At 63.6% G+C, this 15109-nt stretch carries 16 protein-coding genes; 12 read left to right on the plus strand and 4 right to left on the minus strand.

The features are described from left to right. Window positions 1-212: 212 nt before the first annotated feature. From CIK75_RS10255 to CIK75_RS10290, 8 genes are all read left to right on the plus strand, one after another. Complete coding sequence (locus tag CIK75_RS10255) at window positions 213-860, plus strand: GntR family transcriptional regulator (protein ID WP_241895400.1); 648 nt, start codon at window positions 213-215, stop codon at window positions 858-860. Window positions 861-1216: 356 nt separating this feature from the next. Beyond that, window positions 1217-2536, plus strand: coding sequence for an MFS transporter (locus CIK75_RS10260; protein WP_096224414.1), 1320 nt, complete (start codon window positions 1217-1219; stop codon window positions 2534-2536). Window positions 2537-2718: 182 nt separating this feature from the next. Continuing rightward, entirely contained in the window at window positions 2719-4116 is a 1398-nt protein-coding gene (locus CIK75_RS10265) for an MFS transporter (RefSeq protein WP_086995514.1), read from the plus strand. 53 nt (window positions 4117-4169) lie between these two features. Beyond that, window positions 4170-5423 (plus strand): M24 family metallopeptidase, encoded by a 1254-nt coding sequence (locus CIK75_RS10270; RefSeq protein ID WP_086995511.1) that lies wholly within the window; start codon window positions 4170-4172, stop codon window positions 5421-5423. A gap of 94 nt (window positions 5424-5517) precedes the next feature. After that, window positions 5518-6312 (plus strand): IclR family transcriptional regulator, encoded by a 795-nt coding sequence (locus tag CIK75_RS10275; protein WP_086995508.1) that lies wholly within the window; start codon window positions 5518-5520, stop codon window positions 6310-6312. Window positions 6313-6356: 44 nt separating this feature from the next. Beyond that, complete coding sequence (locus tag CIK75_RS10280) at window positions 6357-6791, plus strand: cupin domain-containing protein (RefSeq protein ID WP_086995505.1); 435 nt, start codon at window positions 6357-6359, stop codon at window positions 6789-6791. A gap of 115 nt (window positions 6792-6906) precedes the next feature. Continuing rightward, the gene (locus CIK75_RS10285) at window positions 6907-7272 is read left to right on the plus strand and encodes a VOC family protein (RefSeq protein ID WP_086995502.1); all 366 of its coding nucleotides are present in this window, start codon (window positions 6907-6909) and stop codon (window positions 7270-7272) included. A gap of 80 nt (window positions 7273-7352) precedes the next feature. Continuing rightward, window positions 7353-9014 carry an FAD-binding dehydrogenase gene (locus CIK75_RS10290; RefSeq protein WP_086995499.1) on the plus strand — a complete coding sequence of 554 codons (1662 nt, stop codon included), beginning with the start codon at window positions 7353-7355 and terminating at the stop codon, window positions 9012-9014. A gap of 65 nt (window positions 9015-9079) precedes the next feature. Here CIK75_RS10290 and CIK75_RS10295 read toward each other — a convergent pair whose 3' ends face one another. Further along, window positions 9080-9286, minus strand: a complete 207-nt coding sequence (locus tag CIK75_RS10295) for a hypothetical protein (RefSeq protein WP_086995496.1) — start codon at window positions 9284-9286, stop codon at window positions 9080-9082. Window positions 9287-9419: 133 nt separating this feature from the next. Between CIK75_RS10295 and CIK75_RS10300 the strand changes: the two genes are divergently transcribed. Beyond that, on the plus strand, window positions 9420-10079 hold the full coding sequence (locus CIK75_RS10300) for a DUF4190 domain-containing protein (RefSeq protein ID WP_086995493.1): 660 nt from the start codon (window positions 9420-9422) through the stop codon (window positions 10077-10079). A 34-nt stretch (window positions 10080-10113) separates the two neighbouring features. Here the strand turns inward: CIK75_RS10300 and CIK75_RS10305 are convergent, their stop codons facing one another. Next, the gene (locus CIK75_RS10305; protein ID WP_086995490.1) at window positions 10114-10965 is read right to left on the minus strand and encodes an inositol monophosphatase family protein; all 852 of its coding nucleotides are present in this window, start codon (window positions 10963-10965) and stop codon (window positions 10114-10116) included. Window positions 10966-10983: 18 nt separating this feature from the next. Next, complete coding sequence (locus CIK75_RS10310) at window positions 10984-11424, minus strand: pyridoxamine 5'-phosphate oxidase family protein (protein ID WP_086995487.1); 441 nt, start codon at window positions 11422-11424, stop codon at window positions 10984-10986. A gap of 81 nt (window positions 11425-11505) precedes the next feature. Here CIK75_RS10310 and CIK75_RS10315 point away from each other — a divergent pair, with 81 nt between their 5' ends. From CIK75_RS10315 to CIK75_RS10325, 3 genes are all read left to right on the plus strand, one after another. Then, entirely contained in the window at window positions 11506-12675 is a 1170-nt protein-coding gene (locus CIK75_RS10315) for a phosphatase domain-containing protein (RefSeq protein ID WP_086995485.1), read from the plus strand. After that, window positions 12672-13136 carry an acyl-CoA thioesterase gene (locus CIK75_RS10320; protein ID WP_086995482.1) on the plus strand — a complete coding sequence of 155 codons (465 nt, stop codon included), beginning with the start codon at window positions 12672-12674 and terminating at the stop codon, window positions 13134-13136. The genes CIK75_RS10315 and CIK75_RS10320 overlap by 4 nt, the downstream gene beginning before the upstream one ends. Before the next feature lie 130 nt (window positions 13137-13266). Beyond that, window positions 13267-14133 (plus strand): siderophore-interacting protein, encoded by an 867-nt coding sequence (locus CIK75_RS10325; protein ID WP_086995479.1) that lies wholly within the window; start codon window positions 13267-13269, stop codon window positions 14131-14133. A gap of 28 nt (window positions 14134-14161) precedes the next feature. Here the strand turns inward: CIK75_RS10325 and CIK75_RS10330 are convergent, their stop codons facing one another. Then, a complete protein-coding gene (locus CIK75_RS10330; protein ID WP_086995476.1) occupies window positions 14162-15052 on the minus strand; it encodes an AlkA N-terminal domain-containing protein in 891 nt (296 codons plus the stop codon). Between the last annotated feature and the right edge of the window lie 57 nt (window positions 15053-15109).

The raw sequence follows: 15109 nt of genomic DNA on the forward strand, positions 1-15109 counted from the left end.
CTCCGCCAGCGGGGCCGTCAATGACTTCGCTGACACCTGGCCTGTTGTGGCGATGGTCATGGGTACTCCTCATCCGAACTACGTCGACAACTGATATATCTCTTGTGCTCAATATCGTATGATGGGGATCACGGTCGGTCAAGGAAAAGTTTTTACCCGCTGGTAATGTAGCCGCGGGCCTAGGAAGCAGGAGGAAGTCGATGGACATGGTGATGAGCGCGGCACCCGTTGCCGAATCGCTAGCGGAACGCTCCTATCGGGTCTTGCGTGATCGCCTGATCATGCTCGACATTGCCCCCGGTGCCCCCATTAATGAGGGTCTGCTTTCCGCGGAGCTGGATATGGGGCGCACCCCGATCCGCGAAGCCCTGAAGAAGCTCGAGACCGATCGGCTGGTCCACTCCTTTCCTCGGCGCGGAACCTTTGCCACGATGGTGGACATCAAGGACCTCGCGGCCATTTCGGAGATCCGCCACCTCCTCGAGCCGCTGGCGGCAGAGAAGGCCGCCCTCAATCCGAACCCCGCGCTGCGGGCGGAGCTGGCGGATACGGCGGCCGCGATCGAGCAGCTGGACGAGAGCCAGGACCGCAGGGCCCTGATGGAGTACGACCTGGAGGTGCATCGGCTGATCTACCGGGCGGCCGAAAACCAGTACCTCGAAGAGACGCTGGTGCGCCTGGATAACCTCGCCACCCGCATCTGGTGCCTGGTGATGGATCGACTGCCCAGCATTACCGGCCACATTCAAGAACACGCTTCGCTGTTGCGCGCCATTATTGCCGGCGACCCAGGAAAATCCCGCTTACTCGCCGAGGAGCATGTGCGCCACTTCGAGGCCACCATCCGCTCGATCCTCTAGCGGCCCTGCCATCCCTTTGGGTCTCCACCGTGAGGCTGCGGCGCCCACTTTGGGTCGCCGCCACAGGCCGTGGTCCACCGCCTTGCTCGACGGCTCCTGACGGGCGGCAGGGCTTGCCGCTGGGAAGCTTGTCCTCCCGAGGCCGGATTGCGCTCAGCTGTGGAGTGCCGCCCGAAGGGTTCGAACCTTGACCGTGACATAGATCACTCATATGGTTCGACGCAACGTGGTTGCAAAGGGTGCAACACGATTGAAGTTTGGTGGTAGCAGTGCCAGTTAACGGATATCCAGAAAAGTGGGATGGCGTGCCCGAGCGGCCCGTCCAGACCAAGGGGTACGCCCCCGCCGACGGGGCCATGGGCCCCACCCTGAGTGGTCAAAGCCGCGTCCATCCCGACGGGGTGGGGCCCGACACCCGGAAAAAAGTGGTGGCGGCCAGTTTCATCGGCAACTTCGTGGAGTGGTTCGACTATGCCGTCTACGGGTATCTGGCGGTCACGATCACGGCAGTATTCTTCCCGGAGGCGGAGCCCAGGACCGGGCTCATGCTGACCTTTGCGCTCTTCGCCGTTTCGTTCCTGGTGCGTCCGCTCGGTGGATTCGTCTGGGGTCATATCGGGGACCGCATCGGGCGGCGAACGGCCCTGTCCTGGTCGATCCTCATCATGTCCGGCGCGACTTTCTGCATTGCCCTCATCCCCTCCTACGCGACGATTGGCATCGGGGCCCCGCTCCTGTTGCTGCTCATGCGTGTGGTCCAGGGGTTCTCGGCTTCCGGGGAATACGCGGGTGCCTCGGCTTTTTTGGTGGAGTATGCGCCAGCCAATCGTCGGGGACTCTTTGCTGCCGTCGTACCTGCCAGCACCGCAACGGGCCTTCTGCTCGGTTCCCTGATGGCTGCGCTGCTCACTGGCGTGCTGGATGCCGGACAGATGCAGGGCTGGGGGTGGCGGATTCCCTTCTTGTTGGCGGCTCCCATGGGTTTGATCGGCCGCTACATCCGAACCAAGCTGGAGGATACGCCGGCGTTCCGGGACCTTGCTGCCGAAGATGAGGCCGTCAAGGCGCCGGTCAAGGAAATGTTCCGCGATCACTGGCGGCAACTGTTGCAGGCCTCCGGCGCCGTACTGCTCAATGCGGTTGGTTTCTACGTCATCCTCAGCTACATGCCGACCTATCTTTCGCAGGAACTGGGGCTCGATGAGACCGCTTCCTATGTAGCGACGACGGTTGCCCTCGTGACCTATATCGGTTTCATCTTCCTCATCGGCCTGCTTTCGGATCACTTTGGACGCAAGCGTGTGTTGATCTCGGCCTCGATCTGTTTCATCTTGTTCACCGTACCGGCCTTTGCCCTGCTGGATACCGGAAACCTGGTGGTCATCATCCTGGTGCAAATCCTGCTGGGCGGGATGCTGGCGTTGAACGACGGGACGCTGCCGAGCTTCCTGGCCGAAATGTTCCCCACCCGCATTCGCTTCTCCGGCTTTGCGGTCAGCTTCAACCTCTCCAATGCGCTTTTTGGGGGCACTGCGCCATTCATGGCGACGCTCCTGATCGCCACGTCCGGAAGCCATCTGGCGCCGGGCTGGTACCTCATGGGCGCGGCAGCAATATCACTGGTCGCCGTCGCCCTTTCTGCAGAAACCAGCAAGGCGCCGCTCAAGCACCACTGAACCACTCGAGGACGGAGAGGCCCTACCCGGAATGGGGGGCCTCTCCGTCGCGCCGAACAAGCCGGCCCATCAGGCGGGGGAAGATTTTATTCGCAAAGTCTTGACAGTGACCTCCGCCACAAATAACGTTGACGCAACAGCGTTGCAGTGAGTGCAACTTCAAACTTCTTTGGTGGTCCCTCATGAATCACGGAAAAAAACCCGAAGCGAACGGCGAGCCCTTCCAGCCGCCGGTACTGACGCACCAGCACGAAAACCCTTCCCTGCCCGGGACCTCCTTCAGTGGTGGAACCGGCGAGGACACTCCCGCAACGATTCGCAAGACGCGCAACAAAGTGGTTGCCGCTAGCTTTATCGGCAACTTCGTTGAATGGTTCGACTACGCCGTCTACGGCTATCTGGCGGTGACCATCACGGCGGTCTTCTTCCCGGAAGCGGATCAGCAGACCGGCCTGTTGCTGACCTTCGGACTCTTTGCGGTGTCCTTCTTCGTCCGCCCCGTGGGCGGATTCATCTGGGGGCACCTGGGGGATAAATTCGGTCGGCGACTCGCGTTGTCATGGTCGATTTTGATTATGTCCGCGGCCACGTTCTGCATCGCGTTGATCCCCGGCTACGACACCATCGGCCTGTGGGCACCGATCATCCTGCTGATCATCCGGGTCATCCAGGGGTTCTCGGCCTCGGGCGAGTACGCCGGCGCTGCAGCCTTCCTGGTCGAATACGCCCCGCCGAAGCGCCGTGGCCTCTACGCGGCGGTCGTCCCCGCCAGCACGGCCAGTGGCCTGCTGCTGGGTTCGCTCCTGGCAGCCCTGCTGACCGGATTGCTTTCGACGGACCAGATGCATGACTGGGGCTGGCGGCTGCCGTTCCTGCTGGCGGCTCCGATGGGACTGATCGGCCGGTACATCCGGACCAAGCTTGAAGATTCCCCGGCCTTCAGGGCCCTCGAGGCCGAAGACACGACGGATTCGACGCCGATCAAAGACCTGTTCCGCGATCACTGGCGCCAGCTGGTCCAGGCCATCGGCGCCGTGTTGCTCAATGCCGTCGGCTTCTACATGCTGCTCAGCTACATGCCCACCTACCTCTCCACCGAGGTCGGTCTCGACGAGTCGAAGTCCTATCTGGCAACGACCGTGGCCCTGCTGACCTACATCGGATTCATCTTCGTGATGGGCATTCTCTCGGATAAATTGGGCCGCAAGAAGGTGCTGCTGACCGCTTCGGTCCTGTTCGTGATCTTCACCGTGCCCCTGTTCATGCTGCTGGACACCGGAAACTTCGTCGTGATCGTCCTGGTGCAGATTGCCCTCGGCGCCATGCTCACCCTCAACGATGGAACCCTGCCCAGCTTCCTGGCCGAAATGTTCCCCACCCGGGTGCGGTACACCGGCTTCGCCGTCAGCTTCAACCTCTCCAACGCGATCTTCGGCGGTACGGCACCCTTCGTGGCCACGTTCCTCATCGGCTTCACGGGGAGTGATCTCGCCCCGGGCTGGTACCTCATGGCCGCCGCCGTCGTCGCTCTGGTCGCCGTCGCCTTCTCCGCGGAAACCAGTAAAGAACCGCTGAAATAGCGGCCCCGAAACCTCCTAGCGAACCATGTACGAACCACAATATAAAGGAGTCCATTGTGACCACCGAAGCATCCGCCACCTCCGTCTCCGGCCTCGAGCGTCTGAAGGTCCTGCATAACGGCGAAAAGGTCGCCCTGACGTTCTCCGACGCCGAATTCGAACGCCGTCTGGCGGGCCTGCGCAAGATCATGGCCGAGAAGGACCTCGACGCCGTCGTCCTGACCAGCTACCACTCGATTAAGTACTATTCGGACTTCTTGTTCACGTACTTCGGGCGTTCCTACGCCATGGTCGTCACCGCCGACGACACCTGCACCATCACCGCCAACATTGACGCCGGCATGCCGTGGCGCCGCAGCTACGGCGAGAACATCGTCTACACCGACTGGCGCCGCGACAACTTCATCCACGGCATCCAGGAATCCCTGCGCCAGCGCAACGTCGCGGTACGGCGCCTCGGCGTCGAGGACGACACCTTGCCGCTGGACAACCGCAATAAGATCCAGGCAGCCTTCGCCGGTGCCACCCTGGTCGATGTCGCCCAGGCCGCCATGCGCCAGCGCATGATCAAATCGGCTGAAGAGATCGAGGTCATCAAACACGGCGCGCGGATCGGCGACATCGGCGGCGAAGCCATCAAGGCAGCCATCCGGGAGGGGATCTCCGAATACGAAGTCGCCCTCATCGGCACCGAGGCGATGGTCCACGAAATCGCCAAGACCTTCCCCGACTCCGAGATCCGCGACACCTGGGTGTGGTTCCAGTCGGGGATCAACACCGACGGGGCGCACAACTGGGCGACCACCCGGAAGCTGCAGCGAGGGGATATCTTGTCGCTGAACTGCTTCCCGATGACCTCGGGCTACTACACCGCACTGGAGCGCACCTTGTTCCTGGGCGAGCCGGATGAGCGTTCGCTGGAACTGTGGAACGTCAACGTCGAGGTACACCGTCGTGGCTTGGAACTGATCAAGCCGGGCGCTGTCTGCAAGGACATTGCCGCCGAACTCAACGAGATCTTCGTTGACCGGGGACTGCTGGCCAACCGCACCTTCGGCTACGGACACTCCTTCGGCGTCCTGTCGCACTACTACGGCCGCGAAGCTGGCCTGGAGCTGCGTGAGGACATCGATACCGTGCTCGAACCGGGAATGGTGGTGTCCATGGAACCGATGATTACCGTCCTCGATGGTCAGCCGGGAGCCGGCGGCTACCGCGAGCACGATATCCTCGTGGTGGACGAAAACGGCGCCGAGAACATCACCAAATTTGGTTTCGGCCCGGAAAACAACATCATCCCCTGCTAGCACGCACGGGAACCGGGACCCCTGGGGCCCGGTGGCTGCTGGTGGCGGACAACTGCTCCGCCACCAGCAGGACCAACCTTGGAGGGACGAAAAGATGACGGCTCAGACGCGTGAAACGATGGCGGGGGAGCCCCGTAGTTCTTCGGTGATCGTCAACGTCATCGACGTCCTTCGCTGCTTCACGGTGGACGATCCACTCCTGGGAGTCACCGAGATCGCCACCAGTGTGGGGCTGCACAAATCCAGCATCTCGCGCATCTTGGCCACCCTGGAACAAGAACGAATCGTTGAACGTGACGAGTTGTCGCGCAAATTCCGTTTGGGTATGGGACTGATTGCCGTGGCCGGTCCGCTGTTGGCCAATCTGGACGTCCGGCGCATCGCGTACCCCGTCTTGCAGGAGCTGGCCGAGGCCACGGGGGAGACGGCGGCCCTGAATATCTGGGACGGTGCCGAATCGGTTTCCGTCGAACAAATCTCCAGCCGTAAACAGGTCAAGCACACTTCGCCCATCGGCACCCGTTATGGCACACCGTTGAGCGCCTCCGTCCAAGTCTTTCTGGCCCATCAGGACGAAGCAGTAGTCCGAGAGCTGCTCTCCAGGGCAGGAGCCGAGCATGATCCTGCGGGACCGCAGGACGTCGAAAGGTACCTACGTCGACTCGAGAAGGTGCGCGAGCAGGGCTACGCCTGCAATTACGGAGAAACCTCCCACGAGGAGGTCGGCGTCGCGGCACCCATCATGGGACATCGGGGGGAAGTGGCTGCGGCACTGATGGTCGCAGCCCCGCTGTACCGCATCGACGAAGCCACACTGATCCAGCTCGCGGAAACCTGCTGCCGGGCCGCCGCACGGATCAGCCGCCGCATGGGCGGCCAGCCCGAATAGCACCCACAGTCCCACCCACGTCACCGGAAGCCAAGGAAGCCACCATGAGCGTTGAACGTCGCGGAGAATTCGCCTTTGACTACCTCTTGCACGAAGGATCTGCCCCCACCAGGGTTCAATTCCATTTCCTCGAGGAACTGAATCTTCCCGTGGCCATCCAAACCTGGGAACTGCCGCCAGGAGGGAGCGAGGGAATGCACCGCCACGATGGTGAACAGGCCCTTGAGGAGTTCTACCTGGTCGTGACAGGAACAGCTCGCATGCACCTCGGCGACGAGGTCCTTGACCTGGAGGCCGGGGATACGGTGTTGGCTCCGGCCGGCGTGGACCACGACCTGATCAACACCGGTGACGTGCCGCTGCGGATCCTGACGGTCTGGGGTACCCCCGGAAGGGCGGACTTCTCCTCCTTCGGTTCTGCCCGCGCCTCAGCCGAATCCCGCCTACTGGCCGATAGTCAGGCACAGGACCCGTCCTGAGTCTCCCCGAACGCCACGCAGGCCGGGGGCGGAACCACACCGAAACAACTCTTGCCAGAGATCGACGCGGATGCTGGAGTGGGATCAACGAGTCCCCACAGAAAGGCAGACCACCATGGCCGGGGAAATTTCATTCATCGAATTCGGGGCGCGGAACGCCGAGGAATCTGCGCGATTCTATGCCGCGCTCTTCGGATGGGGGATCGAACCGGGCCCCAACGGGGCGGAGGCCGGGTACCAACTCGATGTCGCTGGTACCCCCGCCGGCATCCATTCCGGCGATCCAGGGGCGGCGCCCTACGTCTTCTTTGCCGTGGAACAGATGCAGAGAGCTTGTGACCAGGTCGTAGAACTGGGCGGAACCGTGGACCCGATGGACCTCAATGGTGATGCCGATGATCGGGCGACCCACGGACTGTTCACGCTTTGCCGGGACCAGCAAGGTTCCCCTTTCGGCCTACATCAGCGTCCTGCCGGCTAGGGCCACCGACCCCATAATGGTGGAAGCGGCCGGTCTCCAGGAGGGGTGTGTCCGGGGCACCATCGGGCTACGCTGGCCGAATGACAGAGCATAACGAGCGGGAGTTCGACGTCATCGTCGTCGGCGCAGGTCTCTCCGGACTGGTGGCCGCCACCGAAGCCACCGACGCCGGGCGGCGCGTCCTGCTGATCGATCAGGAACCGCCATCCAATCTGGGAGCCCAGGCCTGGTGGAGCTTCGGTGGCCTGTTCTTGGTTGATAGTCCCGAACAGCGGCGTCTGGGGATCCGCGACAGCGTCGAGCTCGCGCGGCAAGACTGGTGGGGGACCGCAGGCTTTGACCGGCCGGAGGACTACTGGCCGCGCCAATGGGCCGAGGCCTACGTCGACTGGGCAGCCGGTGGAAAGCGTGCCTGGTTGCACGGGCTGGGGGTTAGGTTCTTCCCCGTCGTGGGCTGGGCCGAACGTGGTGGCCATGGGGCGTCCGGCCCCGGGAACTCGGTACCCCGCTTCCATATTACGTGGGGTACCGGCCCGGGGATCGTGGAACCCTTCGCGAACAAGGCTCTCGCCGCAGTGACCTCCGGCCTGCTCACCGTGCGTTTCCGGCACCGGTTGGACGAGCTGGTGGTCCGGGATGGTGTCGTCACCGGCGTACAGGGACGTCTCCTGGCAGCCTCCACGACGCCTCGCGGTCAAGCCAGCAACCGCGAAGAAGTGGGCGACTTCGAATACCTGGCCTCCGCCGTCGTGCTGTGTACCGGCGGGATCGGCGGAAATGTCGAGAAGGTGCGGGAGGCCTGGCCCGAACGGCTCGGAGCACCGCCAGAGCGGATGATCTCCGGGGTGCCTGCCCACGTCGATGGCCGGGGACTGGATATCGGTGCCGCAGCCGGAGGGCACCTGATCAACGGCGACCGGATGTGGCACTACACCGAAGGGATCGTGAATCATGGCCCCGTATGGCAGAACCATGGCATCAGGATCCTGCCCGGACCCAGCTCGCTCTGGCTTGACGCCACGGGGCGGCGTCTGCCAGCACCACTGTGGCCGGGATTCGACACCCTGGGAACGCTGGAACACCTGCGCGGCACCGGTCATGACCATTCGTGGTTCATCCTCAACCGGCGCATCATCGGCAAGGAGTTCGCTCTCTCGGGTTCCGAACAGAACCCCGACCTCACCGGAAAGGACATCGGTGCGGTGCTGCGGCGGGCCCGCACCGCAGTGCCAGACCCAGTGCAGGCCTTCCTGGACCGAGGCGAAGATTTCATCCAAGCCGATACTGTGTCCGAGCTGGTCGCGCAGATGAACCGACTCGAGGGTGGGGACCTGTTGGACGCGGAGAGCATCGAAGCCGAAATCGTGGCCCGCGATGCCGAAACGGGGAACCGGTTCAGCAAGGACCCGCAACAGATGGCCGTCCAAGCGGCCCGCAGCTATCTCGGGGACAAGCTCATTCGCACCGTTGCCCCGCATCGGTTGCTGGATCCGAAGGCCGGGCCGCTCATCGCCGTTCGGCTGCATATCCTCACGCGCAAATCGCTCGGTGGATTGGAAACGGACCTCGACTCTCGAGTCCTGGCTCCCGGCGGCCATCCGATACCCGGGCTCTATGCTGCCGGGGAGGCCGCCGGATTCGGCGGCGGCGGAGTCCACGGCTACCGGGCCCTCGAAGGGACCTTCCTGGGCGGCTGCCTTTTTAGCGGCCGAGCCGCTGGACGGGCCGCCGCCCGACGGTAAATGACACGACGGGGGAGAAGGCCCTGTCGGATTCCTCCTCCCGACGGGCCATGAAGAAGCCGGCGCTAATGCCTAGCCCAGAACGTCGTGCCAATGGCCAACGCATACACACCGAAAACAACCCCGATATACATGGGGCCGAAGACATGACCGGAGATGATCGACTGCAGGACAGCAAATGCCAGGAAAAGTAGCAGAATGCCGACACCCGCGACGATGTACTCCACGCCGTGGTGATGATGGTGGACGTGGGCGACGCCTTGATGATTCATTGAATGACCCATACTTTGAAGGTACGCCCGTGCGGGCGGAAGAACCATAGCTAGACTGGAGGGCGCAGACGGCCGTCACCGCAGATCGGCCCGCGAACGACCCGCCTGATCAAGATCGCTTCGAGGTATCTTCATGACTGAGCAGAACCCGTACAACCCGGACCCCTACCACGCGCCACAGGGTCAGTCAGGGTACCCGCAGCCGTATCCGGGGCAGTCCGGGTGGTCCCAGCAGCCACCGGTGGCCACCGGTCTGACCAAGGCCGCACTGATCATCGGCATCGTCGCCATCGTCTTGGCCTTTATCCCCGTCGTCGGGTTCATCTCTTTCATTCTGGGGCCGCTGGCCCTGATCCTGGGCATTATTGGGCTCGTGAAGCAGGTCCCGCGCCGGGGCTACGCGATCACCGGCATCATCACCGGTGCTGCAGCACTGATTGTCTGCATCATTTACGTGATCATCGCCGTTGCCCTGGTCAACGTGGTCGAGAAGGGGGTGGGCGAAACCGCTCCCTTTACCTACACGGTGACCGGAACCGGGGATTACACCGTTTCCTATACCGAGGAAAGCGTCACGGAAGAACACACCGAAGACGTTGCGGGCGGGGAGTTCAGCCGGGAGGTCACGGCCAGCACCGTCTTCGGCTCCTTGGGCGCCAGCAACGCCCACGGTAATACCGGGACTCTGACGTGCACGATCACTCAGGCCGACGGAACCGTCGTGGCGAAGGATTCGGCGGCCGGGGCCTCGGCGACGGTCGCTTGCCTGACCGGTGAAGGGTTCATGAAGTAAAAGACTTGCCGTGCCTACCGGGCGGCGGTGAGCGTTATCGGCGGTAGCCCATCGCTCTGCGTGCAGCAACGCGTTCTGCAACCACCCGGGTGGCCGTTGCGGCCGAGACCCGGGGGCCAGTGGCCAGGTAGACGGGTGCCTCATGCGCGGGCCGGGCCTCGTCGTCGTACCGGTAGGACAGGTAGCTGCCGCCCGAGCGGCGCACCAACAATACGCCGGCAGCGACATCCCACGGGTTCGTATCGAAGCCCAAGGTGATATCGGTCCAACCTGCGGCAACATGAGCCAGCCCCAGCGCGCCACTGACGGTCCGGCGCACGGTGGCGTAGCGGGAGACCAAGGTACCGAAGGCCTCCAGTGCTGCCTGGCCGTCGAGCTCAAGAGCCTCCGCCGAGGGGTAGTCGGTCATCAGGGAGGATTCGGTCTCCGTTGACGTGCCCTGAGGGCCCAAACGCACGCCGTTGAGCCACGCACCCTCGGCATTGGCGGAGAACATCAGCTCCGCGATGGGGTCATAGACGACGCCTGCGAGCAGTTCGCCGTCCAGTGCCGCCGCGATGGAGACGCAAAAGAAGGCGACGCCGTGGGCGAAGTTGCTGGTCCCGTCGATCGGATCAACGATCCACTCGATACGCCCCTCGCCTTGGTGGCCGCCCTCCTCGCCGAGAATTCGGCTATCGGGATGGGCGGCGAAAAGGTGGGCGGCGATGGCCGTCTCGCTGGCCTGGTCGAATGCAGTGACCAGATCGTGGGCGTTGGCCTTCTGCTGGACCTCGGCACCCGTGCGGAAGGCGCCACGCAGCAGCGGCCCGACACCGCGGGCCGCTTCCTCCGCGATCCCGCGGAGGTGCTCGGCTAGTTCGATGGTCTGTTCCGGGATATCCACCCGGCCAGCCTACCGGCCTTAGCTTTCGTCGAGCTGTTCCGGCTGCTGCCCCAAGATGAAGTGCCGGCCGGAGACTGAGGTGGGGGTGATCTCGATCCAGAAGTCCTTCAACGTCTGCACCCACGGGTCCACGCCCGAGGCCCGGGCGATCTTGATCTCCGCCTCGGTGTCCAGAATGCGGGCCGTACCCAGGATGATCACCGACCAGGCTTCGTCGCTGAGGATGCCGTCGGATTCGAAGGCCACCCGCGGGTTCACCGTCAAACCGGAGAGCTTGGAACCGGCAGCGGAGCGCAAATAGACCCGCCCGTCGGCGGTGCCGTGGTTCACCGGGGTGATATACGGGACGCCGTCGAAAGCGGTGGCCAGGCGTCCGTGTTGGCTGTGGCCCAGAAGCTTCCAGCACTGCTCTTCGTCGAGAATCAGGACCGGTTCGTCGTCTGCATGGGAGTACATCATGCCCTCATTCTTCTACGCCCTGTAGAAAAAATCCAGTATCGTTCGGAACTCGTTGACCTGCGAGCGTGAAAGACTGGCAATATGTCATCACGCAAAGCAGAATCGTTGCGGCAGCATTTGGGGGTCAGGCTCGAGGACGCCTGGCATGCGTTCCGCGAAACCAACGGACGTGAACGTGGCATGGTGCCGACCGTGCTGCCCTTTAGGGGATACGGCCACTCCGAGCCGGGCGAAAACGGCTGGGTCCGCATCCTGGCACGCATCGTCGTTGCCTCCCCGGAGCCGTTCCGCCACGGTGTTCCGCGCTCCCGCGTCGTAGCTGACGGTGTCCGTGGCTGGAGGAACTTCATTTCCCCGCCGATCCCGTATGCCGAGGTCACCGTGACCATCGCCGGGAGTGACTTTGTGGTCCGCGCGGATCGTGGGGGAGTCCTGGATGCCCGGATCACCACGGCATTGGGGCCGGGATGGCATACCGTCACCCTCTCCGCCGAAGGCTCACCCGAGGTCAAGGCCCGGGTGTTCGTGGTGGATGCTTCCTGCGAATTCGGGCTCTTATCCGATGTCGACGACACCGTGGTGGTCACCGCGCTTCCGCGACCACTGTTGGCTGCCTGGAACTCGTTCGTCCTCGACGAGCATGCCCGGGTGGCCACCCCCGGCATGGCGGTGATGATGGAACGGGTCCTGCGCGGGCGTCCCGGAGCCCCCGTTCTCTACCTGTCGACCGGTGCCTGGAATGTCGCCCCGACGCTGAACCGGTTCCTGGCCAGGAACCTGTTCCCCGAAGGCCCGCTGCTGCTCACCGACTGGGGTCCCGTGGAAACTGGCGCCTCTGGCGGACGCTGGTTCCGTTCCGGCGCACAGCATAAGGTCGATCAATTGCGCCGTCTGGCCGAGGAATTCCCTCAGATGAAATGGTTGCTCATCGGTGACGACGGGCAACACGACCCGGAGATTTATGCGGGCTTTGCGCAGCGCTATCCGCAAAACGTCAAGGCCATCGTCATCCGCCAGCTGACCCCCTCCGAGGCGGTCCTTGCCGGCGGCCGCTCCCAACGGACCGTGAACTCCACCCCGGGCATCGACTGGGTCTATGCCCCGGACGGGGCCCATATCCTGGCCGAGTTGCAGCGGCTGGGCATCGTCTCCGACGAGGAACAGCACGTCGAGCACCAAGAACGCCGCCGGTTGCGCCAGCAGTGGCCGGAAGGGGAACCGCAGGAAGAACGAGAGGTCGGTGCCATATGAGCGGACGCAAACTGCAGGTCCAGGTGCCGATGCGCTGGGGCGATATGGACGCCTACGGGCATATTAACAATGTCAACCTCGTGCGGATGATGGAAGAAGCCCGCATCGCCGGCTTCGGTGTACCCGGCGGGACGGGCAAGCCCGGAACCGAATCGACCGCGGAACTGTTTTCCAGCGTCCCAGCGAACACACAGATCCTGGTGGTTGAACACCGGATCAGGTATCTGACCCCGCTGGACTACCGTAATGTCCCGGCCGAGGTCGAAATCTGGCTCTCCGCGATCAAGGCCGCCAGTTTCGACGTCTGCTACGAGTTCCGGGACCCCATCGAGGGGAGCCTCTGCGTCAGGGCGGCCACTACGTTGGCCTTCTTCTCGGTGGCAGAGCAGCGGCTGCTTCGCCTGCCGAGTGAACAACGGGAAGCGATGCAGGAGTTCATCGGTGAACCGGTGTTCCGCTGAGCCTCGGTCCCTGCTGAAGTAACCTCTTCGCCCATGGCGTACGGAGTTTGCGTTGCCTGCTTGCTTGGGATTGGGTGGGACAAACACGTTTTGCCGAGTTTCGCTCGGCCCTCGAAGGAGTGATCGGAAGATGACCGTCCCCGCAACCGCTCGACCGCCGCGCCCGCAGGTCGTGCTGGAAGTGGTGACTAAACGGAAGATCGGCAAGCATATGGTCCGCCTGACGTTGGGTGGCGAAGGCTTTGCCGCCTTCCGCAATAAGGAAGCCACTGACAAATACGTCAAGCTGCTTTTTGCCGATCCCGAATTGGGGTTGACCCCACCGTATGACATGGACGAACTGCGTGCCGTCCTTCCCCAGGAACGGATGCCGGTCCGCCGCACGTACACGGTACGCAGCGTTAATGAAGCTGCCGGCACCCTGCAGATCGACTTCGTCGTGCACGGCGAGGAGGGCCTTGCCGGCCCGTGGGCTGCCAATGCCCAGCCCGGGGATCTGGTCTGCTTCTCCGGCCCCGGCGGAATGTACTTCCCCTCGGAGGATGCCGATTGGCATCTGCTCGCGGGCGACGAATCAGCTTTACCGGCCATTGCTGCCGCCTTGGAGAAAATGCACCGCTCCGCCCGCGGCGAGGCCTATATCGAGGTGGCGGGGGAGAAGGATGAAATCAAGCTCAGGGCCCCGAAGGGTGTCAACGTGCACTGGCTGCACCGGGGCGGGACGTTCACCCCGGAAACCACCAAGCTCGCAGCAGCCGTGATGGCAGGACCGTGGCATGAGGGTGAGGTGCAGGTCTTCGCCCACGGAGAACGCGAAATGGTCAAGGCTCTGCGCCGGTTCCTCGCCGACGAGAAGGGCCTGCACCGCAAGCAGCTCTCCCTGTCGGCCTACTGGGCGTTCGGCCGCGCCGAAGAAACCTTCCAAGCGGAGAAAAACGAACCCATCGGCAAGATCTTTCCCGAGCAGCCGGGAGTCCAGACCGCCCCTCGCGGCTGATTCCCCTCCCCGGGCAGGCGCTGAGACGTTAGTCCTTCGCGTAGGCTTCTTCGCTCCACAGGTGGAACAGTGCGTGACCGCGATACGGGCGCCAGGCTTCGGCGCGCCCGGCGGCCTCCTGCGCCGTGACCCCACCCAACGCCCGGCGCAGGACGAGATCCCCTGCGGTGAAAGCATCGGGATCCAGGCGAGCCCTCACATCGAGATAGTCGGCGCTCCAGGGGCCAATCCCACGGATGGCCAAAAGCTCATCCCGAGTCAACGGGAAATCGCCGGGGTTGGTCCTTGGCTGCGATGCTGTCCGGGCGAAGGCCTCTGCCACGGCCAAGAGTGTCCTGGTGCGGGCGTGGGTCAGCCCGACGGCGGCCCGCAGCTCGTCCTCGGCAACCCCCGCGACGACGCCGGGGTCCGGAAACAGATGCCATCCCGCAATCGGTGGGCCGGCCCACCCGCTGACCAGACGCCCGGCGAATGTGCGCATTGCGGCCAAGGAGACTTGCTGACCCAGCACGGTAGTTGCCGCGGCTTCGAAGGGGGCGGGGTATCCGACGGGGCGTAGCCGGGGCCGCTTGGTGACCAAGGGGGCCAAGGTCGGATCGCCGAGCAGCTGCGCGTTGATCGGTTCAAGATCCACATCGAGGGCGAACCAATGGCGCACCAGCACGGTCAGCAGGGAGCGATCCGCCGCCGTCAGATCCGAGTCCACGCTGCGCAGTAGCACCGCGTCATCGGTGAAGCGTAGAGCGACCACCACGTTCCGACCTCCAATCCGGACTGGCCTGCGATGTTCTTCCCCACGTTGTTCGTCGATGCCCGGTATGGCGTGAGCTGCCAGGACGGCGAGGCAGAGCTGGGGGTCCAATCCTCCGTTGGCCGGCACGCGCAGGAGCTGCTCCGGGTGTTCTGGCATGGAATTCATGATCTTCCAGACTAGTGCCCCGGCTCATCAACGAAGGAGCTATACGAACATTCAAGG

Source organism: Glutamicibacter sp. BW78, from assembly GCF_002332245.1.
Taxonomy (GTDB): domain Bacteria; phylum Actinomycetota; class Actinomycetes; order Actinomycetales; family Micrococcaceae; genus Arthrobacter_H; species Arthrobacter_H rhombi_A.

Excerpts from the sequence above, each read along its gene's own strand:
- CIK75_RS10255 (WP_241895400.1), top strand. The coding sequence starts at position 213 with ATGAGCGCGGCACCCGTTGCCGAATCGCTAGCGGAACGCTCCTATCGG.
- CIK75_RS10260 (WP_096224414.1), top strand. The coding sequence starts at position 1,217 with ATGGGCCCCACCCTGAGTGGTCAAAGCCGCGTCCATCCCGACGGGGTG.
- CIK75_RS10265 (WP_086995514.1), top strand. The coding sequence starts at position 2,719 with ATGAATCACGGAAAAAAACCCGAAGCGAACGGCGAGCCCTTCCAGCCG.
- CIK75_RS10275 (WP_086995508.1), top strand. The coding sequence starts at position 5,518 with ATGACGGCTCAGACGCGTGAAACGATGGCGGGGGAGCCCCGTAGTTCT.
- CIK75_RS10280 (WP_086995505.1), top strand. The coding sequence starts at position 6,357 with ATGAGCGTTGAACGTCGCGGAGAATTCGCCTTTGACTACCTCTTGCAC.
- CIK75_RS10285 (WP_086995502.1), top strand. The coding sequence starts at position 6,907 with ATGGCCGGGGAAATTTCATTCATCGAATTCGGGGCGCGGAACGCCGAG.
- CIK75_RS10290 (WP_086995499.1), top strand. The coding sequence starts at position 7,353 with ATGACAGAGCATAACGAGCGGGAGTTCGACGTCATCGTCGTCGGCGCA.
- CIK75_RS10295 (WP_086995496.1), bottom strand. The coding sequence starts at position 9,286 with ATGAATCATCAAGGCGTCGCCCACGTCCACCATCATCACCACGGCGTG.
- CIK75_RS10300 (WP_086995493.1), top strand. The coding sequence starts at position 9,420 with ATGACTGAGCAGAACCCGTACAACCCGGACCCCTACCACGCGCCACAG.
- CIK75_RS10310 (WP_086995487.1), bottom strand. The coding sequence starts at position 11,424 with ATGATGTACTCCCATGCAGACGACGAACCGGTCCTGATTCTCGACGAA.
- CIK75_RS10315 (WP_086995485.1), top strand. The coding sequence starts at position 11,506 with ATGTCATCACGCAAAGCAGAATCGTTGCGGCAGCATTTGGGGGTCAGG.
- CIK75_RS10320 (WP_086995482.1), top strand. The coding sequence starts at position 12,672 with ATGAGCGGACGCAAACTGCAGGTCCAGGTGCCGATGCGCTGGGGCGAT.
- CIK75_RS10325 (WP_086995479.1), top strand. The coding sequence starts at position 13,267 with ATGACCGTCCCCGCAACCGCTCGACCGCCGCGCCCGCAGGTCGTGCTG.
- CIK75_RS10330 (WP_086995476.1), bottom strand. The coding sequence starts at position 15,052 with ATGAATTCCATGCCAGAACACCCGGAGCAGCTCCTGCGCGTGCCGGCC.